Source organism: Streptomyces beijiangensis (assembly GCF_017315755.1).
Lineage (GTDB): Bacteria > Actinomycetota > Actinomycetes > Streptomycetales > Streptomycetaceae > Streptomyces > Streptomyces beijiangensis.
The window spans coordinates 1-21,910 of sequence record NZ_JAFLRJ010000231.1; the positions used below are offsets into that span (position 1 = coordinate 1).

Sequence of the window (21,910 nt, forward strand, 5' to 3'; positions counted from 1 at the left end):
ACGTCTGCCAGCGCCACGGCCATGGCCTGCTGTCCCGGCTGATCATGTGCGCCGAGGTCGTGGACACCGACGGGGATCTTGGGCTCCTCATTGGGTCTTCCCCGGCAGATATGCCGATCTGGGACCGGACGGGGATGCTGCGGTACGCACTCGCCGACGTGGACGCTGATGTGGTGGGCCAGCGCATCAACACGAGTGAGGACGACGACTGATGACCGTCAACAGCAGACAGACAGCCCAGGCCGTACAGGCCATGGTTGTCGCCGCGACGGGGCGCTCCTGCGGATACAGCACCATCCCCACGACAGCCTCCCTGCCGACGGGGAGTGCCCTGCCGTACTTCGTGCTCTACGAGCTCGGGCAGGTCTCCAGCGGGCCACCGTTCGGCGACGCCAACGCCGATGCACGGCTTCTCTTTCAGGTCACGACCGTCGCCCAGACCCCCGACGCCTGCTCGGCCGGTGCGGACAAGGTCCGGGCCGGATTCCTCGGCCGCACGACCTCCGGCTGGACGTTCCCCATCAACGTCCCGGACGGGCTGGCCGTCATGGGCCGGGAGCTGGACCGGGAGGACGGAATGACTGTCGTGGCGAGCAACTACAGTTATGTGCAACGGTTCGCGGTCTTGGTGACCACGACCAGCTGAACCGCCCCTCACCGCGGAGGCAATCGCGGACGCCCGACCGCACCGGTACGGGCCGATCACCCCCTTTTGGGGTTCGGCCTGGTGCGTGCTCTCCAGGGTCGATACCCCGGAGAGTGAGATCAAGTGGGCACCACCCAGGAGCGGTACAGCCGTCGCGGCGTCTCCCGGTTCTACTTCCTTAAGGCTATTGCGGCCCCGAACAATGTCCCGACGCGTGCCGAGCTCGGCACCACCAACGGGACGGACCTGTCGGCGTTCATCTCCGACGTCGAGGGCTTCGCGCTGGAAAATACGGCGATCGACACCCCGGACATGGCGTCGTCGTTCACGTCCAACATCCCTGGCGAGAACAAGGCCGACAACAGCTCCTTCACGTTCTACGAGGACAAGGGCTCCGACACCCTTGAGGCCCTCCTGAGCCAGGGCGTGGAGGGCTTCGTCGTCATCCTCCGCAAGGGCGACATCCAGCTGACCCCGGCTTCCCGGTCGATGGAGGTCTTCCCGGTCCGTGTGGGCTCGCGTTCCGCGACGTACACCGCTGCGAACGAGCCGGCCAAGTTCAAGGTCAGCTTCAACATCACGTCCGAGCCCGCCCAGGACCTCGCGGTCCCGGCCGCGAGCTGACGGGGCGGGGTGTCGCATGTCCACAACCACCAGCATTGAGCCGCCCGTCGGGGCGGTGGCGCGGGATGCGCACTGGGCGGCGAAGATGGCCCGCCTCCGGTCGCGGAAGCTGCCGGAGCGCACGGTCAGCTTCGTCGATGACCAGCAGCTCAAGCTCGACCGCAACGAGGCGGCACTGCACCTTGCGGGGGTACGGGCACGAGCGCAGGGCAACGCGGACAGCGAAGGCGTGCCCGAGTCCGAGCGGGACGCCTGGGTCGAGGCCCGTACGGAGGTTCTCGCGGCGGATCTGGCGCTGGGCGCAGCGCAGGCCGCGCTCGACGACGGCACGATCCAACTGATGTTCCGCGCTCTGCCGCGCCCTGTGTGGGAGGCGCTGCTGCGCGAGCACCCGCCGACCGAGGAGCAGGCCGACCAGGGCCAGGAGTACAACGCGGACAGCTTCCCGGCCGCGCTGATCTCCGCGTCCTCGGTGGACGGCATGAGCGTCGAGGACGCTCAGGAGCTGCTCGACACCTGGGCGGACTCAGAAGCCAAGGTCCTGTTCACGGCCGCGCTCATGGTGAATCAGGCGTTGCGGGCGGACCTGGGAAAAGGCTGATCACCGACGCCGGGTTCCGGGCCGAGATGGAGCTGTGCCACGCGTACGGCATCCCTCACAGCCAGTTCACCGGCGCCGGTGACGGCCGCCGGTGGTCGGCCCGAGACCGGGCGAAGGCGCTGGCCTACCTCGTGTCCCTGCGGGCGGTGTGCACGGGGTGCGGAACCCGAGGCGCGGAGTGGGATCCAGACGCCGGCGGGGACCGGTTCGCGTACATCACGGAACCGAGCCGGTGTCCGGGGTGCGAGCTGATCGAGATGGAGCGGGAGCAGGTCCCCGAGGGGCCTGAAGGGCGTGGGGTGAAGATCGGGCTGCGGCCCAGAAAGGCGTGAGTCGTGGCCTCCGGCTACAACCTGTACGTCAACCTCATGGCCACCACCAACGGCCTGTCGTCCGGTCTGCGACGGGGCGCGAACGACCTGCGTGCGTTCGATGGGCAACTCGACTCCACCTCGGGCCGGTTGAACCAGGTTCGGGTGGCGAGTCAGCAGCTGGCCCGCGCGCAGGCTGCCGCATCGGCGGGCACGGTCCGCTCGAACGCGCAGGTGGCTGCGTCCACACAACGGGTGACCACAGCCCAGCAGACCGCGGCGCGCGCCCAGGGGGTGCAGGCGTCCGCCGCGCAGCGGGCCGCCAGCGCCCAGGCGGCAGTGACGGCCGCCGGGGAGCGGGCGGCCCGCGCCCAGGTCGTCTCCCAGACCATGGCCGCGCGCGCCGCAGCAGCCACAGGCAGCAGTGCGGCAGCCGCGGGGCGCACGGCCGCCGCCGCCCAGGTTGCTGCGACCCGTGCGACGGACGAGCACGCGGCGGCGCAGCGCCGGGCGGCAAGTGCTCAGGCTGGTGCGGCCCGTGCGGCAGCCCTGGTGGCGTCGGCGGAGACGCGAGCGCAGTCGGCGTCCCGGATGCGCGACGAGACCCAGGCGTCCGCTGCCCGTAACGCGCAGGTGCAGGCTCGGCAGATCGCGAGTGCCGAAGCTGGACTTGTTGCCGCACGTACCGCCCAGGCGCAGAGGTCCGCGCAGACCGGGCTCCTGATCGGCGCCGCCCTTGGCGTAGGTGTGGCCAAGGCCATCGAGCTTGAGCGCCACATGGCGAATGTCATGACGATCTCCAAGGAGATCGGGACGGAGAACGTCCAGCAGTACACCGACGCCATCGTCGAGATGTCCACGCGGCTCCCGCAGACCGCTTCGCAGCTCGCCGTGGGCCTCTACCAGATCGTCTCAACCGGGTTCGACGGTGCGCAGGCGATGAGCATCCTCGACGTCGCGGCGAAGGGTGCGAGCGCGGGCCTGACGACGACGGAGACCTCCGCGCGGGCGCTGCTGGGCGTCCTGAAGGCGTACGGGATGCCCGCCAGCCAGGCGTCCGACGTCATGGACACGATGTTCCAGACGGTCAATCTGGGCGTCGTCAGCTTCGAGGAACTTGCGCAGCAGCTCGGTGACGTCGTCCCGATGGCGTCGGCCGCGGGCGTCGAGTTCGATGACCTTTCGTCTGCGTTCGCGGCCGTCACGCTCGCGGGGATACCGGCCGCCGAGACGGCGACCGCACTGAACATGCTGCTCACGCGGATGATGAAGCCGACCGCCGAGCTACGGAACGTAATCCATGACCTCGGGTACGAGTCCGCGTCGTCCGCGCTGAAGCAGGACGGCCTGTACGTGGTGATGGAGAAGATCCGCGCCAAGACCGGTGGCACGGCGGCTGCCGTAGTGCCGCTGCTGAAGGACATCCGGGCCGTACGCGCCGCCCTGGCCCTGGGCGCGGCGGACGGCGCGAACTACGCGTCGACCATGAGCGCGATCGACATCGAGACGAACCGGGCGCAGGCCACGCAGAAGGCCTACGCGATCCAGATGGACACGACGGCCGGTCAGTGGCAGATGTTCCGCAACCAGGCCACAGCGGTGGGGATCGACCTCGGGCGGGCCATGCTGCCCGCGCTGAAGAGCATCGGCGAGGCCATGAAGGTCTTCGCGTCCGTCGCGAACGACGCACCGGGCGGACTGAAGACCACCGCAGCATGGCTGATCGCCCTCGGGGCTGCGGCGCTGATCGCACGGGCGGGACTCGCCAAAGTCACCACCCAGTGGGCCGCGTTCCGTACGGCCATGGCGGCGCGTGCGGCAGGCGGGGCGGCGATGCCGGTTGCCCTGTCCGGGATGGGGCTCGCCGTGTCCGGGCTGACCGCGCTCCTGGCAATCGGCACCATCGCGTACGCCGCGTATGCCGCCTCCAAGCAGAAAGCGAAGGACGTCACCGAGGAACTGGTGACGGCCCTCCAGTCGGAGCGCGGCGAGGACGGCGTGGCCGGGGCCGGGGTGCGGAAGCTCGCCGAGCAGCTGGTGACCTCCGGCGACCTGGAGAAGCTGAAGAAGGCGGGCGTCGACGTCAACACGGCCGTTGACGCGATTACGCAGGGCGGCAAGAAGCTCGACGACCTGAAGGACAAACTGCGGTGGGACAACGCAACCATTGACCCGCTCACCGGGGACCTTGCCGCAGACCCGAACGACAATAAGCTCCTCAACCTCCTTGATGACCGACGGAAGTGGTGGTCGGAGGCGTCGAAGACGGACGCTGAGATCACCACGGCGATGAACGCCATGTCGGCGAAGATCCGCGATGCCGAGTCCAACTACGGCGGGGCGTGGGCGCTCGACAAGCTCCTGACGACGGACTCCAAGGGGCAGCCCCAGTACTCGGACGAGATGAAGGCTCTCGCGAAGGCCGTCGACGACGCGGTGGACCCGTCCCGCGCACTGAAGGACGCACAGCAGGGTGTGGCCGATTCGCTGCGGAAGGCGGGCAAGAACGCCGACGACGCGAAGGCCTCCCTGGCGGGCTACATGGAGCAGATGCGCAAGCAGTCTCAGGCGCAGGGGGCGTTCCAAGGGAACCTCGCGAAGCTCGCCCTGGCGGACGGCGGCGACTACCAGACCCTGGTGGACCACTTCGCAGACCTCGGCATGGACGGCTCAGGGGTCCTGGACGAGCTGGTCAAGCAACTGGGGAAGGGCAACACGAAGAACGCCGACGAGCTCCTGAAGATCGTTGGACTGGATTCCGAGCGGGCGCAGGCCACGTACCGCGAGGGCCTGGCACGGCTGCCCGAGATCGCTTCCCGGTACGGGAAGGAGACCGCGGACGCGTGGGCCAAGGCCTCTGCGACGAATGATCCAAGTCAGTTCGAGAAGATCATGAAGTCGATGGCGTTGACCGACCTGGGCAAGGCGGTCAAGCAGCAGACGGCCGACGCTCGGGTCTCCCTCGCTCAGGGCATGGACTTGGTCGCGAAGACCGCCCGCAAGGGCGGCAAGCAGGCCGCGGACAACTTCCGTTCCGCCCTGCTGAAGGGCGACCGGAAGGGCGCGGAGGACGCCCTGACCGCCGTGTGGGGGCTGGACAAGCCGATCAGTGCCCCCGACCTGTCGAACGTCGTGGGTGCGTTCGCGACAGCCGGGAAGCAGGCAGATCAGCAGTGGTCGGGAATGCTCGACCTGATCGTCCAGGCCGCCTCCCTGAAGGGCCCGGCGGCAGCGTCTGCGCTCACCTCGGCGCTGCTCTCGGGCGACATGCAGGCGGTCAAGAACCTGCTGGACGCGATCGGGCTGAGCGTTTCGACGATCCCCGACACCAAGCAGGTCACGGTCAACGTGACCGCCAACCAGCCTGCACCGGTCGTTGTGCCGATCTACTTCAAGCGGCAGGCCTCTTCGTGGGACCAGGATGCCAATGGGGTTCCTGACTCTGTTCAGGCGCCGCAGTCGCGGGGCTCGGTCATCGATTTCTACGCCAACGGCGGTGTCCGCAAGGAGCAGCACGTCGCGCAGATCGCCCCGGCCGGCGCGTGGCGGGTGTGGGCGGAGGAGGAGACCGGCGGGGAGGCGTACATTCCGCTGGCCCACTCGAAGCGTGGCCGCTCGCGCGCCATTGCGGAGGAGACCGTCCGACGGCTCGGCGGCAAGGGCGTGCAGTGGTACGCCAACGGCGGGCTGGACGGCTTCGACTACCAGCATCCGGAGCTGTACACGCTGTCGGGGATCGCGGGGGATTCCAAGGACAAGAAGGATCGGTTCAGCCTGTCGAAGTTCGCAAAGAACCTCGACAAGTCGGTCGCCGTTGCGCGGCGGTGGCGCCGGGACCTCGACACGGTGGCGCGGCGGGCCGGTCAGGACGTGGCGGATGCGCTCGCCGCGATGGGTGAGGACGGCATCGACCTCACGCACAAGATGGCCACCGGCAGCGCGAAGAACGTCAAGGCGATGACGAAGGATCTGCAGGCGCTGACAGCAGCGTCGAAGGCGTCGCTCGGTTCGTACACCTCGCAGCTGAAGGCGGCCGTGAAGGACCAGACGGCCTTCGAGAAGAACTTGGCGAAGCTTGTCGCGTCCGGTTACGGGGACCTGGCGAAGATGCTCGCCGGTCAGGCCGATGGGGACGCCGAGGACCTGGCCGCCGAGGCGGTGAAGTCGAGGTCGAAGGCGAAGGCGGCCAACTCGGCGGCGAAGTCGGCGAACAAGACGGTCCCGGACAGTGACCTGCCGGACCTGGTTGCGATCATCGCGGCCGTCAAGAACTCCAAGACGGGCCTCCACGCAGTGTCTGAGGCGACGCAGCTCGACGAGGACCACATCATCGAGATCGCCAACCTCGCCTACTCCCGGATCAAGGCCGCGCTCGGCTCGAAGGGCAGCACGTTCCTGTCCGACCTGGGCAAGGCCAACAAGGGGCTCGCCTACGCGGACGGAGGCATCAGGGCGGGCCTCTACGCCACCAGCAACGGCATCATCCGCTTCGCGGAGCCGGAGACCGAGGGCGAGGCGTACGTGCCGCTCGGTGCCGCCAAGCGCGGCAGCGCGACCGCAGTCCTCAAGGACGTTGCCAGCCGCTTCGGTTACCAGCTCACCGCCAACGGCGTATCGGGCCCCACCCACCTGGTGGACGCCCGGCCTGCTGGGGTGCAGGTCGTTGTCGTACGTGAGCAGCCGGCCGCCCTCGTCGGGTCGATGCCCGTCACTGTCCATGGCACCGCTGACAGGTCTGCGGCGGATGCCGTCGGCTCGGAGATCATGCGCCGCCTTCGCAACGCCCAGAGAGGAGGGCGTGTCTGATGGCCGCGCTCACCACCGACTACCAGGCCGATCTTGCGGGGCTGCTGCTCGGCCCCGGCACCCCGTATGTCATCGGCGACGTCGTGGGCCTCGGGGCCCCCGAACTGCGCACCCAGGACGTGGACTCGGCGACCGAGGACGGGACGTTTCCAGGGGTGGACTACTACGGGGCGCGCACGGTCCGCATCGAGGCAGCGATCCGTACGCCAGGCGACCCGGCAGCGGCCTTCGACGCTCTGGCGCGACTGCACGAGGTGGCGAGCACACCATCCGTACGCAAGACGGCAGGTGCGCTCGCCGTACTGCGCCTGCGGCAGCCGGGCCGGGACGTGCGCCGCCTGTACGGGCGGATACGGCGGGCCAATGAGGTCTCTACCTCGCAGGCCATCTACGGGTGGATCCCCGTGGAGATCGAGTTCACCGCCACCGACCCCCGGTTCAACGACGACATCCTCCAGTCGATCTCGCTGCCCCTGGACATCTCCCAGACCACCCAGGGCTTCAAGGCCCCGCTGGTCTCACCGATCACGACCGGCGTGGCCAACCCGTCCGTCCGGCCGGGCTGGGTGACCAACGCCGGGGACCTCCCGGCCTGGCCCACCGTGCGGATCACCGGGCCCGTCACCAACCCGAAGGTCTGGATCGTCGAGACAGGCCGCGCCCTGGAGCTGGGCATCACGCTCGGCGTCGGCGAGTGGGTCGACATCGAGACCCGTCCCGGTACGCGGTGGGTGCTCCGCAACGGCTCCGGCAATGCCTCCACGGCGCTGACCAGCGCCTCACGCCTGGACCTGTTCACCATTCCGCCCGGCACGTCCGAGATCCGGTGGACGGCCACCGATTACACCAACTCCGCCCGCCTCGCTCTGTCGTGGCGTGACGCGTACACCGCCCTGAGCAAGGAGAACGAACCATGGCGCTGATCCAGCCCCCGATGATGGTCAACGGCGGAACGCACCCCGCGCGCGTGATGCGGATGATGATCCGCGACATGTCCCGCGGGTCCCAGGGCGTGACCGAAGGCAACGACCTCAAGGTCAGCCAGCTGCCCACCCCCGGAGCCGGAGTGCGGGTCGGCGACGGCTCCGGGGTGATCCGGGGAGCGGCCTGGGGGCAGGGCTCCTACACCCAGTACAACGTGGGGGACGCCACCGTGCCGATCGCCTCCACGGGCGCGTCCGCGCGCAGCGACCTGGTGTGCCTGCGGGTGGAGGACCCGGAGTACGAAGGGAACCGAGACCCCGCCACCCAAGACATCGGGTACTTCCACGTGATCAGCGGGGTGTCCGCGACGGCGACCACGCCGACGGCCGGACTGACGGCCATCCCCTTGGCGCGCATCGACATTCCGGCTAACACCGCGACGATCACCACGGCCATGATCAAGGACCTGCGGCAGATCGCGAACCCGCGCCGCGACCGGGCAATGGCCACCTCCTTCCCGGGTGCGATCTCCCGCCTCGTCTACCAGGACAACAAGTGGCACGCCTGGCCGGTGGCCGCGACGTGGAACATCCCGATCCCGTCGTGGGCGGTCAACGCGAAGCTGATCACGACGATCTCGGGGCTGCGGATGGACGCGGCGGACGTGTACGCGCACATGCAGACCGTCTTCGGCACAGTCCAGGGCCAGGACACCTACATCGACGACGACCAGGGCAACAACATCCGCCGCACGACGGTGATCCTCGCCGACAACATGTCCATACCGGCGGCGATGCGGGGCACCACCCAGAAGCTGTCCGTCCAGACGTTCATGTCCAAGTCGGTGACGGGGAACCTCCAGGTCGACACCGGGACGTCGATCTACGCCGACCTGGAATTCAACGAGGGCATCATCTGATGCCGTCCTACCGCTACTTCACCCGCCACGCCCTCACCGGCGACATGCTGGCGTCGGATCTGCCCCTGTCCGGGGTGGAGTTCGGGCCCGCGCTCAATGCCTCGGGCACGCTGGCCGCCACGGTGGAACCCCGGCTCGCGCACCTGGTGCGCTCCCAGCTCGACCCCGCGAACACCTGCATCTACGTGGAGCGGGACGGGCGGCTGCTGTGGGGCGGTCTCATCTGGCGTCCCAACCCGGAGGGGCAGCAGCTCACGATCGAAGCCTCCGGCTGGGGCTCCTACCCGCACAAACGCTTCGACCTCCACGGGCAGCTGAACGGGCGCGGCCCCTACACCTACGCCGACCCGTGCCGGGTGATCCGGGACGTGTGGGCGTACGCGCAGGAGGCCGACGACGGCAACCTGCGCATCGCGGTGGACGCCGTCGCGTCGAAGGCGAAGGTGGGGACCTCGGCCGAGCCGTACCGCAGCGACGTGTGGGACACCCGGACGCTCGGGGACCTCATCGACGACATGGTCGCCGTCGAGGGCGGCCCGGAGTGGACCGAGGACGTCGAGTGGGTGGCCGGGAAGCCGGTGGGCCGGATCCGGATCGGCTGGCCGAGGCTGGGGCGGCGGCGTACGGACATCTCGTTTGCGACGGGCGTGAACGTTCTCGGCAAGGTGCCGGTGGAGTACGACGGCGACAGCTTCGCCCAGGTCGTCATCGCGCTCGGCGCGGGGGAGGGGCGCAGCCGGCGCAGGGCCGTGGACGCGGTCCGCGACGGTCGGCTCCGCCTGGAATCAGTCCTCGAAGTACCCACCGAGAAGGGCAACGACCGACTCGCGGCGCGGGCGCGCGCCGAGCGCATCTCCCGCCAGGTCCTCGGCGAAGTCACAGAGATCACCGTCCTCGACCACCCGTCGGCGCCCATCGGGTCATGGGCCGTGGGGGACGACGTGCGGGTCCAGGTCTACGACCAGTGGACCAACTACGACGCCTGGTCGCGCATCGTCGGCTGGCAGATCAAACCGGCCGCCGGGGACCAGCAGGAGCAGGCCGTCATCCAGCTCCAGCGGGCAGATCGCTTCACGTACGGAGGTGGCCAGACATGAGCACCGAAACCGCGCGCCTCGCCGAACGCGTTGCCGCGCTGGAACGCCTGCTGGCCCGGACCTCCCGTACCGCGTCGCTGGCGTACAGCAGCATCGAGGCCGGGGCCATCGCTGTGCACGGCGAGGACGGCACCCTGACCGGTGTCATCGGCCAGCAGCCCGACGGCACGACCGGGGTCGTCGTCGTCAACGGGCCCCCGCCACCGACCCCGTCTGCGCCCGTGGTGGAATCCGCCGTCGCCGGGCTGCGCGTCCTGTGGGACGGCGGTTTCGTGGACGCGGTTGCCGCCCCGCTCGACCTGGCCCGCGTCCAGGTCCACCTGCTCGGCTCGGAGAGCGCGGTCCCGGACGTGCGGACACCGACCGCGACGATCGAGGCAGGCTCGGGGGCGTCCGTCACCATCGCCCTGGCGACGTACGACGAGCTCTGGGTGCGCCTGGTCGCGGTCAACACGTCCGGCATACCGGGGCCCGCCTCAACCGATGTACGGGCCGCGCCCCGGCAGGCAACGGCGGACGACGTCGACACGTCTGCGTTCGTCATCGCCGGGGCGCAGGTTACGGGATCGGTCCAGGTCGCTGCCTCGGCGGCAACGGTCACCGGGCAGATCGGCTCCGGGGTGGTTGTCCCGGCGGGCCAGCTCAGCTCGGGCCCGCTGCCCGCAGGTGTCACCCTGGACGGCAGGTCGGTGCTTCCGGGCACCGTTGACCGCGCCAGGCTCTCGGCCGGTGCGGTCGATATGACCATCCTGAGCGCGGCTCTTGCCGACACCTCAGCCCAGCGGTACGTGGACACCCTCGCCGACTCCACCGCGTGGCGGGCTCTCAGCCTGGGAACAGGGGCGACCTGGAGACACCTGACCGGGGTGAGCGACGCACCCACCGGGCAGGCGGTAGGCCAGGCCGCCGGCTACACGGTGGTGCGCGGCACCACGCAGATCCCCGTCGATCCGGACACCCTCTACCGGGTGTCCGCGAGGGTACGGACCACCGCGGGATCAGCTGCGGGGTCCGACACTGTGTACGTCGGCGTGCTGGGGATCGCCGCCGACGGCGTGACCTTCGTCAACCGCACCGGAGCCAACGCGTTCACCTCGGCGTACTACGTCGCCGCGTCTGCGGCCTCGCTGCCGATGGCCGCGGGGTGGACCGTCTACACGGGGTACGTCAAGGGCCGGGCCGCGTCCGGCACATCGGGTACGGGGGGAGTGGCGGCCGACCCTCGCGCGCCGGGCATCCTGCACGCGGATGTGCGCTACATCAGCCCGATCGTCTTCGCCAACTACGCCTCCGGGGTCTCGGGCGCGAACAGCGCGACCGGCGTTGTGCAGGTCGACGCGTTCACGATCGAAGCCCTGAAGACAGGTGTGGTCGATGGAACGAATCTCATCGTCGGTTCGGTGACGGCGGCCGCGCTGTCCGCCGACGCGATCACCGGGAAGGTGGTCACCGGGGGGATCGTGCGCACGGCGGCGGACGGAACCCGGTTGGTGCTGTCACCGGACGCGGGCGGATCCAGCGTTCCGGGACTCGCGCTCTTCTCCGGGCACCCCCAGGAGTACCACCCCGGTGTGCTCAGCTCGAACACGGTCACCGTGGGAACGACGCTCCAGCCGCAGGCATGGCTGGCAGCACCGCAAATCGACGCGGGCGTCGCCCAGTTGTCGCTCCGCTCTCCAACCCAGAGCAGCAACGGAAGCTTCCAGCTGGAGACCGACACCTCCCGCGGGTACTGCTACATCAAGGGCTCCGGAACACCCGGCACAGGTACGTCCGAGGTTGAGATCTTCGCCCAGGACGGCGACGGGGGACCGGCCTCCGCCGCACTCGTCCAGGGCTCCCGCGTCTTCCTCCGCTCCGGCCTGGTCAGCCTAACGGTCACCCCCAGCGGCGTGAGCGTGGCCGGCGGGCCGGTCATGTCCAACAACGTGGTGCTCGTCGACGGCCCGAAGACGTGGACGACCCTCACCCTCAAGGCGGGCTTCACGCACGCCAACGGGAACGCGAGATGGAGGCTCGTGACTATCGCCGGGCAGCAGTTCCTCCAGATGGCAGGGACGGTGACCGTCTCCGCCGCAGGTGGCCTTACGGCCGACACCGTGTTCGCGACCATGACGAGCTCCACACCGAGCTACAGCATTCATGTGGCCGTGGCCCGCAACCAGTCCGCCGGTATTGGCACGACGAAGATTCAGTGGGGAACCGACGGCAGTTTCACCGTCTACACCTCCTCCATCAGCAACGTCGCGTGGTTCAGCCTGCAAGGTCTTCTGCTCCCCCTGACATGAGAGGTATCCGTGGCAACTCCCCGACAGGTCACGATCATCGGCACCGACAGCGACGGCTACACGTGGGTGTGCGGGCACTGCCCCGAGTCCGCACCGCAGCCGCTCCCCACCCGCGAGGAGGCGTGCGAGGCCTTCGACGCGCACTACGACAGTGCACCGTCGGTAGCCAACCCCGGCTGGATCAACGAGTTGCTGACTGCGGGCGAGCAGTTGGCGACCGCAGCGCAGACTGCGGCGGCGTGGGAGCAGATACTGACGGCGGCACCGGCGGAGACAATCGCCGCATGGCGTAGGCCCGGGCAGGTCCATCCGGTGAGGTGACTGAGGTCCTATCTGCAACACAACTGCCACGCGGCACTCCCAACTTCGGCCCAGAGCTCGGGAATGGCACCGCGCCGATCGACGACGACACGGCTACGAACTCTCGACCTCAGCAGCAACTGTCTCAAAAGGAGCGCCGCACTCTCTTTGGCAAGCGGCTCTCGACTTTGTGACAGCCTCCGGTACCGTGGCCAGCGTGAGCGATGACATGCAACGTGCACAGACGGTCGAGGAAAGACAGGTTACCGACGCATGGCGGCGCATAGCATCCTGGCTGCGCCAGCATGCTCCAGCGACATTGGAAGAGCTACTTCCGGGCGCCTCTGAGGAGGAGATTGCCGCACTGGAGCAGGCTCTTGGCGTGCGAATCCCTGTGGGACTAAAGGCCCTGTGGCGTGAGTGCGCCGGGGTACAGTCCGGCTCTGGAGCGGTGTTCCTGCTTGAGCGCCGGGCTCTGATGAGATTTGACGCGATTGTCGTTGTCTACCAAATGCAGATACAGCTGCAACGGCGTTCTCAGACACTCAGCGAGCGGCGGGGCGAGGTTCAAGAAGTTGCCCTATGGCAGCCTTCTTGGATCCCGTTTTGCTCGTTCGGAGCCGACGACTATACGTACGGGCTCAGTCTGGACGCCGAAACCGGCAGGCTTTGGTCCTGGAGTCAATTCGCGGAGCGCAGCGTTGAATTCGAGTCGCTGACAGCGTACTTGGAGGAGATGGCTGACGTCCTTGAGGTGCCCTCTCTGGCTACTGGATACCGGCCTGGACTGGTAAATGACGCATTGGAGTGGGGGCCGCCTGAGGACCCTGAGCAGAGGGCGTTGTGGGTGCCATACTCCGGGTGAGGGGAAACGTGTGTGTGGGGGCGGCTAAGAAAGCCGCCCCCACACACGTAATCAATTGTCCCTAGCCTATTTTCTTCCAGGCGCAGGTGGTGTTGGCGTTGGTGCAGTGCTCGAAGCCGGGATTGCTGACGTAAAAGGGATCGTTGTCGAGCATCCGCCACGATGGGGCTGGGAGTTCATGGAAGGCCCCAGTGTTTTGCGCAAGGGGGATTGCGGCCCGCCCGCACTTCTCCTTCCAGGTGGGTCCGGCCGTCGCCTTGCGGGTATCGGCGAACACTCCGAAGCCGCTTCCGGATTTGTCGGAGAACAGCTGGGAACATTGATCCCCGGAGGTCACTTTGTTGGGGCCGCCGGGGAACCCACCGCTCTCGTGCGTGGAGCCCATAGCGAACTCATCGCAGCTCTGTGCTCCTAGAGCGGCGTCACTTGCGTGAGCCGTCCATTTGTTGGCGCCTGCTGTGGGGCACACCACGTTGCGACTGTCGGAAGAGGTCCATGGGCGCGGTGGAGTGGTTGAGGTCATGACCGTGGTGTCCGGTCCGAGGTAGTGCAGTGGTGCGTCGCCTGTGCCGGGGAATCCGGGCATCTTGTGCTGCATTAGCCAGTAGTAGGCGCCAGCAGCCGGGTAGAGGTTGGTGTCGACGGCGTAGCTGGGCGTGAAGAACGGCAGCACACAACCTGGGGTGCTCGGCTTGAGGTAGTCGTCGCAGCGCACCGCGAGTTCCCGGTTCGGTGCGGTGCCGCTGGAACCGAGGTCTGCGGTGACCTTCAGGTCAGAAACATCAACCTGGCCAGAGAGCGACCAGTTGAGGCCAATGGTTTCCTTACCGGTCCCGAGCCACTTCGTCTGGACATTCGCGATCTGTGTAGCCTCTTCTCCTTCCTCTCCCGAGCTCCAGCGCCCGTCGTCATTGGCGTTGCCCCGATAGGTTTTCCACTGGACGTTGCTGACATCGCAGGCCTTGCATACCGTGCCGACGTTCCAGGCCAAGTTGACGCCCAGGAGTGCGGCGTCGATGTGGGTCGGGGTGACGAAGAGCTGCTGGTCGAACTCTGCGAAATCGCTCCCGCTCGCGGCCTTGTTGGGATACGCCTTGATGCGCTGTTCGAGATTGAACGACGCGATACCGAGCGGCGGATCTGCGGGGTCCGTGGATGCGAAGATCAGGTTGGCGCTGCCCAGATCCCTCAGGCACGCATCCGTCCGGTTCATGTAGTCATGCCCGTAGGTCTTGTTGAAGCACCAGGGCAATATGTCGTTCACGTCGGCGCTCGGAGCGGCAGCACGCTTTATGGCGCTCTTCGCCGGAGGGCTAAAACTGATGCACAAGGTGCGGCCTTGTGCATCAGCGGGGGAGCAGTTCTGCTTGCCGGCCCCAGTCCGGGCAAGGTTGCCGCCCGGTGCGCTGCGGAAGATTTCCTGCTCGGTCTGTGCCACCGGGTCAATGGTGGAAGACGCCTGCGGTGCGGGGAAAGTCACGTAGGGGTTGATGCGGAACTTCGCCCACGGTGACCAGGTTGTCTCGTACAGACTGCCGTCGAAACCGGACGTGTGGAAGGTGTACGTGACTCCAGGCGTCAGCTTGCCGTAGGCGACAGCAAACGAGGCAGTTGCACCAGATGCCACCGGCTTGGAGACCCCGACGCCGTACTGGTTGGTGCTGTCGATGCTTACGCGGGCTTTCGCGTTGCCGCTGGCGTCCGTTGTCCAGACCTCGAAGGACAGCGTGCTCGCGTCGCCGTCAGCGTCGGTCACGGTGTTTTTGAGGACGACCTCGGGAGCGACGACGTTCCACACGCCGCTCGCCTGGCTGAATTGGGGTCCTGCTGAAGGATTCTTACCCGATACGGGCCTGCTCCCTGCAGCAGCGGCTGCCTTGACTTCCGGTCCGGCCGCCGGCCGTGTCGACGGCGCCGCATTGGGATCCACTGCGCTACCCGACCCAACAGCCAGTGCAGGGCTGGATCCTATGAACAGAGCGAGGACAGCGCCAACAGCTGCTCTTCGCAAGAACCTTGTGACATGCATGCGTTTCAAGCTTGCAACCCCCTGGAGATCCACGTGTGTTGAAGTTGTCGCGCGCCAACTTCCGGTCTACGGGGCTCGTCATGACGCTGCAATGTCTTTAACTGGGGCGTTCAGCTCGATTCGGATGTGCTGGACGTGATGATGAACACGGTTGTACGCACCACAGTCACGATCCTGTGAATGAGCTGTGAAGGGATCAATCTCGCGTCGACGCGTTACGGACTATTGCGTCGAACGCGGGGCAACCGGGTCAGGCTCAAGTTGACCGCAGACCATTACGAACTCTGAGGCAGAGCGGAATGACGCGATCCTCAAGAGGTGCAGTGACTCCGCCGTAGACTGGATATCGGCGGCGCGGGGCTGCCTTTTAGGAGTGCCTGTGACCGCGCCCACCCAGGACCCCACGCCATGGGAACTGCTGCGCGCCATGCAGCAGATGCGTGACGATCTCCGGGCGGACTTCGCGGCCTTCGCTTCCCGGCTGGCGGAGATGGTCACCAAGAACGAGTACGCCGCGGACCGGCGCACCGACGAGCTCCGCATCCGGGCCCTGGAAGCGGACATCGCCGAGGCACGGACGAACCGGGAACGGGAGCAGGCGGAGCGCCTCACGAACCGCCGCCTGGCCATCTCCGCGATCATCGCCCCGATCGTCGTCGCAGTGATCACCGCCTGGCTGCTCGCCGGTCAGGGCAAGTAAGTACCGCAGTACCGATGTTGGCGCGGGGGAGAAGCAGGACGCGCCTGATGCCCGACCTCTGGCTGCCCGGCGCTGAGCGGCACCCGCTCGGCGACACCGCACCCACCGACACGAAATACCCGCCCAAGGTGATCTGGCACATCACCTGGGACAAGAACGCGACGGCCGCGAAGCCCCAGGACCTGGTCCCGTTCGACACCCTCGTCAAGTACTTCACCGGCGGCGGGGCCAGTGTGGCCCCGCACATCCTCTGGGACCCGTGGACCGGGAGGATCGCCCAGTTCTACCCGGCGAACTCCCGCTCCAAGTCGGTCGTCGACTCGGCGGGAGGCACCCGCACGAACCGGGCGGGGAAGGTCTGCATCCAGATCGAGACGCTGTTCTTCCCGCACGCCCGCGTCAACGGGAAGGCCTACGCCACCGTTGCGGACACCCCGCGCAAGGGGCTGGACAAGCTCATCGCGTGGGCGCGCAGCTGGGGTGTCCCGGACGCCTGGCCGATGGGCTCTCCGACCTGGGCGTCGAAGCGCAGCGAAGCGACGTGGGAGACGAAGGGCGGGCACTACGGCCACAGCCAGGTTCCCGAGAACGCGCACACCGACCCCGGCCCCATGCCCGCATGGCCGGGGACCGCACCGGCAAAGGGCGGCACCCCCGCCAAGGCCAGTGCACCAGCGTTCCCCGGCAAGGGGGCGTTCGGTCCCGGCAAGGTCAACGACAGCGTCCTCCTGCTGGGGAAGCAGCTGGTGAAGAAGGGCTTCGCCACGCACTACAAGGTCGGGCCGTCCCTCAGCTGGGGCGAGGCTGATCGTCTGAACGTGAGGGATTTCCAGCTCAAGCAGGGCTGGGCCGGCTCGGGTGCCGATGGCTATCCGGGGCCGGAAACGTGGCGTCGGCTGTTCAAGTAACCAGGCGCGGGGGCGAACTGGAAAACATCATGAATGTGTACGTGTCTCTCGTCCGGACGGGCGTTCCGGCACTGGTCGGCTGGCTCGTCGCGGTGGCTGCGGCGAAGGGCCTCGACCTCGATGCGGGCGCAGTGTCCGGGGTACTGACCCCGGCAGTGTCGTTCGGGTACTACGCGGTGTTCCGCTTTGCTGAGCAGCACGTCAGCGGGAAGTTCGGGTGGCTGCTCGGCTACGCGAAGCCTCCGGTCTACGAGACGGTCACCGTCTGACCCGCCGGAACAACGAAGACCCCCACCAGCGGTGGGGGTCTTCGCACTCTTGGAGAGAGGTTTCCAACGTAGCAGGCGGTATTGGCATTGCCCTCCGCAGATTCGGCTGTATTCTATAGGCACTTTGTGTCGCGGTTGAAGAAGGAGGGCCAGGGATGGCCGAGCAGGCGAAGCCGTTCCTGGCGGGCTCCAAGGAGGTCGCGGCGGTCTACGACGTACGGCCGCTGCAGGTGTCGCAGTGGGTGGGGCGAGGCGTCGTCGACTACACGCACGCGCGGATCATCTCCGGGTCGCCGTACTGGCTGCTGTCGTACGTCCGCGACTTCGGGCCGGCCGCCAAGCGTGCGCGGCACCCGGACGAGCGGGAGCTGGAGAAGCTGGTCGAGGAGCAGTCTCCGGGCCGGTGGGCGCGGAGCGTGGACGAGATGCCGCCGATCGTCGGCCTCACGGAGTGCGCGGAGCTCTTCCACACCTCGCGAGAGGCGCTGTCGGTGATCGCCCGCAGGGGCGGGTTCGTCCCCGCCGACTACCGGCTGTCGGGGTCGCCGCTGTGGCTGCTGAGCACCGTGGCAGGCCCTGGCGTCTACGTGGGGCCCGCCCAGGCGCGCAAGCTTGATTGGGCTCCGGACCCGGATGTATTGGCCGCCCTGCAAGGGGGAACCTACGACGGGCCGGGCTCGGTGATCGTCCCCCGAGGGCGGGCTGCCGCGAAGTCGGCGGAAGGCTAACGGCGGGGTGCGCGGGCAGGCCTGGGTCAGTCGAGCCAGAAGCGCCAGCGGGCATGCGGTGGTTCGCAATCACCAGAGGCGACGGCTTGCCAGTAGCCCCGGTCCAAGGCCTCCTGCTGTGCTGGTCCGAGCCCGCCGGTCATTACGGCGTAGTTGCAGTTCGGGCGAACAGTTGAGGCGGCGCACCAGCCGAGGGCGCCGGCGGCCAGGGCGGTGGCTATGAAGGCAGCTGCGAGGTGTCTTCGTGGAGCGGCGGCTATGGGAGGGATCACCGGCGCATCGTACTGAGTGCAGGTCCGGCCCGTCCTTGATGGTCGTGCCAGTACGCGGCGAGGTATCTCTGGGTGTCGTTCGTGCTGAGTTGAGGGAGTAGACACTCGCCTTTATTGCCTATAGAATGAACTCAATAGTTCGAGGATGACATCGAAGGGAACGCCATGCGCATCTCCGTCACCAGGGGTGGCAGGCCTGTTGCGGCACTTACCGGCTGGGATCTCAAGCTGGCCGCCGACGCCTTGCGGTTCCAGCTCACCGAAGGCCGGGCGTCACGCCGGGCCGTCACCCTGCTCGCCGCGCTCGAAGCCGCCGAGTCGAGCAATCACCTGGAGCCGTGCACCTGCGGCAGCGTCGAGCACCACGTCGCTGACTGCCCGGAGTTGAGCCGGAAGCGGCTCCGCCTCGTCTGAACCGCACGGCAGTGGATCACCCATTGAGCGGCGGACAGCCTTGTGAAAAGGTAGATCACAACATTTCAAAGTGCGACGCTAAGTCAGGGGGAGCGCGTGACCCACCAGCTGACGGCCCTGCCCGGCCTGGAAGAGATCAGGGCCTTGGTGGCCCCGGCCAACGTGCCGGGCCAGTCCATACAGGTCCACTTCGAGTCGTTCCACGAGCTCAACCCGTGGGTGCACCGGCAGCTCGCATCGATGACCGAGGACTGCATCAACCGGGGCTTCGACCGCATCGGCATCGGGATGCTCTTCGAGCTCCTGCGCTGGCGCTACGGGGCCGCCACCAGGGGTGACGAGTTCCGCCTCAACAACAACTACCGCAGCCGGTACGTGCGGCTACTCATCGATGAGCACCCCGAGTGGGCCTGCCTCTTCGAGACGCGCACCCTGCGCGCCGCCTGAACAACCCGCCCGACACGACCTCTTGGAGAGAGACGTGACGCAGAAGAAGACCCCGGCCCGTCCGGCCGGACCGACGCTCAAGACCCGAAAGCCGACCGGCATCGTGCCCTGGCCGCTCATCCTCATCGAGGGCGAGGAGGGCAGCGGCAAGACCTACTCGGCCGCCCAGTTCTCCGCCTCGGAGAAGATCGGCCAGATGTACTGGCTCGACCTCGACGAGGGGTCGGCCGACGAGTACGCGACGCTCCCCGGCGCCCAGTACGAGATCATCGAGCACGACGGCACGTACCAGGAGGTCCTGGAACAGATCCAGGCTGTGCACGCCGAGGCGCAGCGCGCCGCCGCCGAGGGGGAGCCCCCGGTCGTCCTCACGATCGACTCGGGGTCCGCGCTGTGGCGGATGCTCACCGCCTGGACGCACGAGCGTGCTGCGCGCACCGACTCCAACAAGCGGAAGCTCGACAGGGACCCCGACGCGATGATCGACGTCGGCATGCACTTGTGGAACGACGCGAACAAGCGGTGGGACGAAGTCCTGTACCTGCTGAAAACGCTCTCCGGGATCGTCGTGGTCATCGCCCGCGGCAAGCAGGTCACCGCGATCGGCGACGACGGCAAGCCCCTCAAGGAACACGGCAAGGTCGTCAAGGAGTGGCGGGTCGCAGCACAGAAGGACCTCGGGTACGACTCCACGGTGTGGGTGCGGATGACCCGCGACGAGGCCCCGCAGATCATCAAGGCCCGCTCGCTCAAGCTCGCCGTCCGCCCCGGCAAGCCGATGTCCGTCCCTGACTTCTCCATCGAATCGCTGGTGTTCGAGGGTCTGGGCTGCTCGGCCGAGTCGCAGCCCCGGCAGATGCCGCAGCTCTCCGGCGACCGCGTCAAGCCGTGGATGCTCCGCGTCGCCGCCTGCGCGAACAAGGAGCAGCTGGCCGACCTGTGGCGGGAAACGAAGCCGGAACAGTCCGGGCTGACCAAACAGGAGGCGGCGACCATCCAGGCCGCCATCACCCACCGCCTGGTCGAGATCGAGACCCCGACGGCGGATCTCGGCGACTCCCTGTCCGACGACCCGGCGGCGAAACTCCGGGCCGCGGCGCAGGCCAAGGCCGAGGAGTCGGCAGCCGCATGACCACCCCGACCATCCCGGCTGGCTGACGAACGTCCGACCAGGCCGCCCGCCCTGTCCTGCATCCGGGGCGGGCGGCCCACCTCTTGGAGAAGAGCCTCATGACCGCACAACCCATCGAAGCGCAGCCCTCCATCTGGCAGGCCGCGCACACCGTAGACGCGGCAAGACCCCGTTCCCGTCAGACACAGCTCGGCGCGTCCGACACCGTGTGCGAGCGCCGCGCCGTCTACCGCCTGCACGGCATCGAGCCCACCGACACGTCCGACAAGCGCGCCGCCATCATCGGCACCTACCTGCACGAAGGTCTGCTGGAGGCCGCCCGCCGCGAGTACGGGTGGCTGGTGGAGACGAAGGTCGCCGGCGCGCAGGTGCGCGGCTCCATCGACGCCGTGCAGCTCGACGAGATAACAGCGGCCCGACTGCCCGTACGCCACCGCCCGGTGGTGGCCGCGCCAGTGGTCACCGTCGAGGACATCAAGACCAAGTCGTCCCGGATCTGGGACCGGGTGCTGCGCTACGGGGCGTCGGAGGCAGAACTGCGGCAGGCGTACCTGTACGCGGACCTGCTTCGCACAGTCGGGTGGCAGAACCGCCCTGGACAGAGGTACCTGGCAAAACTCGGCCCGCTCGAGGTAGGGGCGATCCGCTTCCGCTTCATCAACCGTGACTCCGGCGAGGAGTACGTCCAGGAGTTCGCGTTCGACCCGGCGGAGGCGACCCGCGCCCGCTGGTGGGTGCAGCGCATCCATGAGCACGAGAGCCCGGAGGTGGCCCCCCGCACCTTCGACGGGCCGGGCCTGGACGCGATCTGCGACTACTGCCCGTTCCGGTCGGCCTGTTGGGGTGAGCCGCGCACCCCCGGTGCGCCGGTGCAGACGGTCCTCGTCCACGATGACGCCGACCGGGCGGCCGCGCTCGCCGACTACGTACGCGGGCACGAGCTGGAGACCTCGGGCAAGAAGCTCAAGGCGAAGGCCCGCGCGATGCTCGACGACTCCGCGCCGGGTGTGTACGGGGCGAACGAACTGCGGTGGACCGGGGGCAATCCGGCGACACCGAAGCCGGACGTCGAGGCCATGGTCGACGTGTTCGACAACGCGAGTGCGGTCATCCCGATGGTCCCAAACGAGAAGGCGATGATCGCCGCGCTCGTCGAGGCCGGAGTCCCCGTGCCGGTGAAGGCTGAGGGGAAGACCGCCCGCGCGATCAAGGTGTCCCCCGCAAAGCCCTGAGCCCCTTTCTCTGCCCCTCATGCGTCCCGCCCGCCCCGGTGATCCGGGCGGGGCGCGTACGGCTCTCTCCTGCCCTCTTGCACTGTGTGAAAGGCCCTGCTGTGTCCATCGTCCTGATGATCGCTGCTGCGTATCTGCCGCCCGAAGTCGTGACCGCCAGCGAGAAGTTGACGCTGATGAAACTGGCCGACTCCGCCGACGACGACACACGTCTCGCTGTGCCGACTCAACGGCGGCTGGTGGCGTGGGTGGGGGTCTCGGAGAAGCGCGTCTCCACGATCATCACCGGCCTGGTCGCGAAGGGGCTTGTGGAGCGGGTGGCGACCGCGAGGGAGGGGCGTGCCGGGGTGACGGGCACCCCGTCGGGAAAGACCCGGTACACCCCGGCACGCCCCTCC

Annotated in this window: 21 protein-coding genes; 20 read left to right on the plus strand and 1 reads right to left on the minus strand. The window is 67.9% G+C overall.

Features of this window, described 5'->3' with window-relative positions; all coding sequences use genetic code 11:
* The 11 genes from J0695_RS23720 to J0695_RS23770 all read left to right on the plus strand — a co-directional run.
* The coding region (locus tag J0695_RS23720) for a hypothetical protein (RefSeq protein ID WP_206964582.1) at window positions 1–212 on the plus strand (212 nt) is incomplete at its 5' end.
* Window positions 212–646 carry a hypothetical protein gene (locus tag J0695_RS23725; RefSeq protein ID WP_206964584.1) on the plus strand — a complete coding sequence of 145 codons (435 nt, stop codon included), beginning with the start codon at window positions 212–214 and terminating at the stop codon, window positions 644–646. The genes J0695_RS23720 and J0695_RS23725, both read left to right, overlap by 1 nt.
* A 123-nt stretch (window positions 647–769) precedes the next feature.
* Complete coding sequence (locus tag J0695_RS23730; RefSeq protein ID WP_206964586.1) at window positions 770–1,270, plus strand: phage tail tube protein; 501 nt, start codon at window positions 770–772, stop codon at window positions 1,268–1,270.
* A 16-nt stretch (window positions 1,271–1,286) separates the two neighbouring features.
* Entirely contained in the window at window positions 1,287–1,871 is a 585-nt protein-coding gene (locus J0695_RS23735; RefSeq protein WP_206964588.1) for a hypothetical protein, read from the plus strand.
* A 335-nt stretch (window positions 1,872–2,206) separates the two neighbouring features.
* Window positions 2,207–6,988, plus strand: coding sequence for a phage tail tape measure protein (locus J0695_RS23740; RefSeq protein ID WP_206964596.1), 4,782 nt, complete (start codon window positions 2,207–2,209; stop codon window positions 6,986–6,988).
* A complete protein-coding gene (locus tag J0695_RS23745; protein WP_206964598.1) occupies window positions 6,988–7,911 on the plus strand; it encodes a phage distal tail protein in 924 nt (307 codons plus the stop codon). Before J0695_RS23740 ends, J0695_RS23745 begins: the two co-directional genes overlap by 1 nt.
* Complete coding sequence (locus J0695_RS23750; protein ID WP_206964600.1) at window positions 7,902–8,831, plus strand: hypothetical protein; 930 nt, start codon at window positions 7,902–7,904, stop codon at window positions 8,829–8,831. The genes J0695_RS23745 and J0695_RS23750 overlap by 10 nt, the downstream gene beginning before the upstream one ends.
* Window positions 8,831–9,928, plus strand: coding sequence for a hypothetical protein (locus J0695_RS23755; RefSeq protein WP_206964609.1), 1,098 nt, complete (start codon window positions 8,831–8,833; stop codon window positions 9,926–9,928). The genes J0695_RS23750 and J0695_RS23755 overlap by 1 nt, the downstream gene beginning before the upstream one ends.
* Complete coding sequence (locus J0695_RS23760; protein WP_206964611.1) at window positions 9,925–12,216, plus strand: hypothetical protein; 2,292 nt, start codon at window positions 9,925–9,927, stop codon at window positions 12,214–12,216. The genes J0695_RS23755 and J0695_RS23760 overlap by 4 nt, the downstream gene beginning before the upstream one ends.
* Window positions 12,217–12,225: 9 nt before the next feature.
* On the plus strand, window positions 12,226–12,537 hold the full coding sequence (locus J0695_RS23765; RefSeq protein WP_206964613.1) for a hypothetical protein: 312 nt from the start codon (window positions 12,226–12,228) through the stop codon (window positions 12,535–12,537).
* Between the two features lie 196 nt (window positions 12,538–12,733).
* Window positions 12,734–13,381, plus strand: coding sequence for an SMI1/KNR4 family protein (locus J0695_RS23770; RefSeq protein ID WP_206964615.1), 648 nt, complete (start codon window positions 12,734–12,736; stop codon window positions 13,379–13,381).
* Window positions 13,382–13,442: 61 nt separating this feature from the next.
* Here J0695_RS23770 and J0695_RS23775 read toward each other — a convergent pair whose 3' ends face one another.
* Window positions 13,443–15,179 carry a hypothetical protein gene (locus J0695_RS23775; protein ID WP_206964617.1) on the minus strand — a complete coding sequence of 579 codons (1,737 nt, stop codon included), beginning with the start codon at window positions 15,177–15,179 and terminating at the stop codon, window positions 13,443–13,445.
* Window positions 15,180–15,789: 610 nt separating this feature from the next.
* Between J0695_RS23775 and J0695_RS23780 the strand changes: the two genes are divergently transcribed.
* The 9 genes from J0695_RS23780 to J0695_RS23820 form a co-directional block, all read left to right on the plus strand.
* Window positions 15,790–16,110 carry a hypothetical protein gene (locus J0695_RS23780; RefSeq protein ID WP_206964618.1) on the plus strand — a complete coding sequence of 107 codons (321 nt, stop codon included), beginning with the start codon at window positions 15,790–15,792 and terminating at the stop codon, window positions 16,108–16,110.
* A 47-nt stretch (window positions 16,111–16,157) separates the two neighbouring features.
* Window positions 16,158–17,018 carry a peptidoglycan-binding protein gene (locus tag J0695_RS23785; RefSeq protein WP_206964627.1) on the plus strand — a complete coding sequence of 287 codons (861 nt, stop codon included), beginning with the start codon at window positions 16,158–16,160 and terminating at the stop codon, window positions 17,016–17,018.
* A 29-nt stretch (window positions 17,019–17,047) separates the two neighbouring features.
* A complete protein-coding gene (locus J0695_RS23790; protein ID WP_206964629.1) occupies window positions 17,048–17,287 on the plus strand; it encodes a hypothetical protein in 240 nt (79 codons plus the stop codon).
* A gap of 155 nt (window positions 17,288–17,442) precedes the next feature.
* Window positions 17,443–18,015: a hypothetical protein gene (locus J0695_RS23795; protein ID WP_206964631.1), complete on the plus strand. Its 573-nt coding sequence runs from the start codon at window positions 17,443–17,445 to the stop codon at window positions 18,013–18,015.
* Window positions 18,016–18,452: 437 nt separating this feature from the next.
* Complete coding sequence (locus J0695_RS23800) at window positions 18,453–18,701, plus strand: hypothetical protein (protein WP_206964633.1); 249 nt, start codon at window positions 18,453–18,455, stop codon at window positions 18,699–18,701.
* A 96-nt stretch (window positions 18,702–18,797) separates the two neighbouring features.
* Window positions 18,798–19,148, plus strand: a complete 351-nt coding sequence (locus J0695_RS23805) for a hypothetical protein (protein ID WP_206964635.1) — start codon at window positions 18,798–18,800, stop codon at window positions 19,146–19,148.
* Window positions 19,149–19,182: 34 nt separating this feature from the next.
* Window positions 19,183–20,280, plus strand: coding sequence for an AAA family ATPase (locus J0695_RS23810; protein ID WP_206964637.1), 1,098 nt, complete (start codon window positions 19,183–19,185; stop codon window positions 20,278–20,280).
* Window positions 20,281–20,378: 98 nt separating this feature from the next.
* Window positions 20,379–21,512: a PD-(D/E)XK nuclease family protein gene (locus J0695_RS23815; RefSeq protein ID WP_206964647.1), complete on the plus strand. Its 1,134-nt coding sequence runs from the start codon at window positions 20,379–20,381 to the stop codon at window positions 21,510–21,512.
* 116 nt (window positions 21,513–21,628) lie between these two features.
* Window positions 21,629–21,910 (plus strand): helix-turn-helix domain-containing protein (locus J0695_RS23820; RefSeq protein ID WP_206964650.1); only part of this gene is annotated, 282 nt, incomplete at its 3' end.

What these genes read in the sequence shown, in the direction of transcription:
- J0695_RS23725 (WP_206964584.1), top strand. Translation starts at nt 212, where the DNA reads ATGACCGTCAACAGCAGACAGACAGCCCAGGCCGTACAGGCCATGGTT.
- J0695_RS23735 (WP_206964588.1), top strand. Translation starts at nt 1,287, where the DNA reads ATGTCCACAACCACCAGCATTGAGCCGCCCGTCGGGGCGGTGGCGCGG.
- J0695_RS23745 (WP_206964598.1), top strand. Translation starts at nt 6,988, where the DNA reads ATGGCCGCGCTCACCACCGACTACCAGGCCGATCTTGCGGGGCTGCTG.
- J0695_RS23750 (WP_206964600.1), top strand. Translation starts at nt 7,902, where the DNA reads ATGGCGCTGATCCAGCCCCCGATGATGGTCAACGGCGGAACGCACCCC.
- J0695_RS23755 (WP_206964609.1), top strand. Translation starts at nt 8,831, where the DNA reads ATGCCGTCCTACCGCTACTTCACCCGCCACGCCCTCACCGGCGACATG.
- J0695_RS23760 (WP_206964611.1), top strand. Translation starts at nt 9,925, where the DNA reads ATGAGCACCGAAACCGCGCGCCTCGCCGAACGCGTTGCCGCGCTGGAA.
- J0695_RS23785 (WP_206964627.1), top strand. Translation starts at nt 16,158, where the DNA reads ATGCCCGACCTCTGGCTGCCCGGCGCTGAGCGGCACCCGCTCGGCGAC.
- J0695_RS23790 (WP_206964629.1), top strand. Translation starts at nt 17,048, where the DNA reads ATGAATGTGTACGTGTCTCTCGTCCGGACGGGCGTTCCGGCACTGGTC.
- J0695_RS23795 (WP_206964631.1), top strand. Translation starts at nt 17,443, where the DNA reads ATGGCCGAGCAGGCGAAGCCGTTCCTGGCGGGCTCCAAGGAGGTCGCG.
- J0695_RS23800 (WP_206964633.1), top strand. Translation starts at nt 18,453, where the DNA reads ATGCGCATCTCCGTCACCAGGGGTGGCAGGCCTGTTGCGGCACTTACC.
- J0695_RS23815 (WP_206964647.1), top strand. Translation starts at nt 20,379, where the DNA reads ATGACCGCACAACCCATCGAAGCGCAGCCCTCCATCTGGCAGGCCGCG.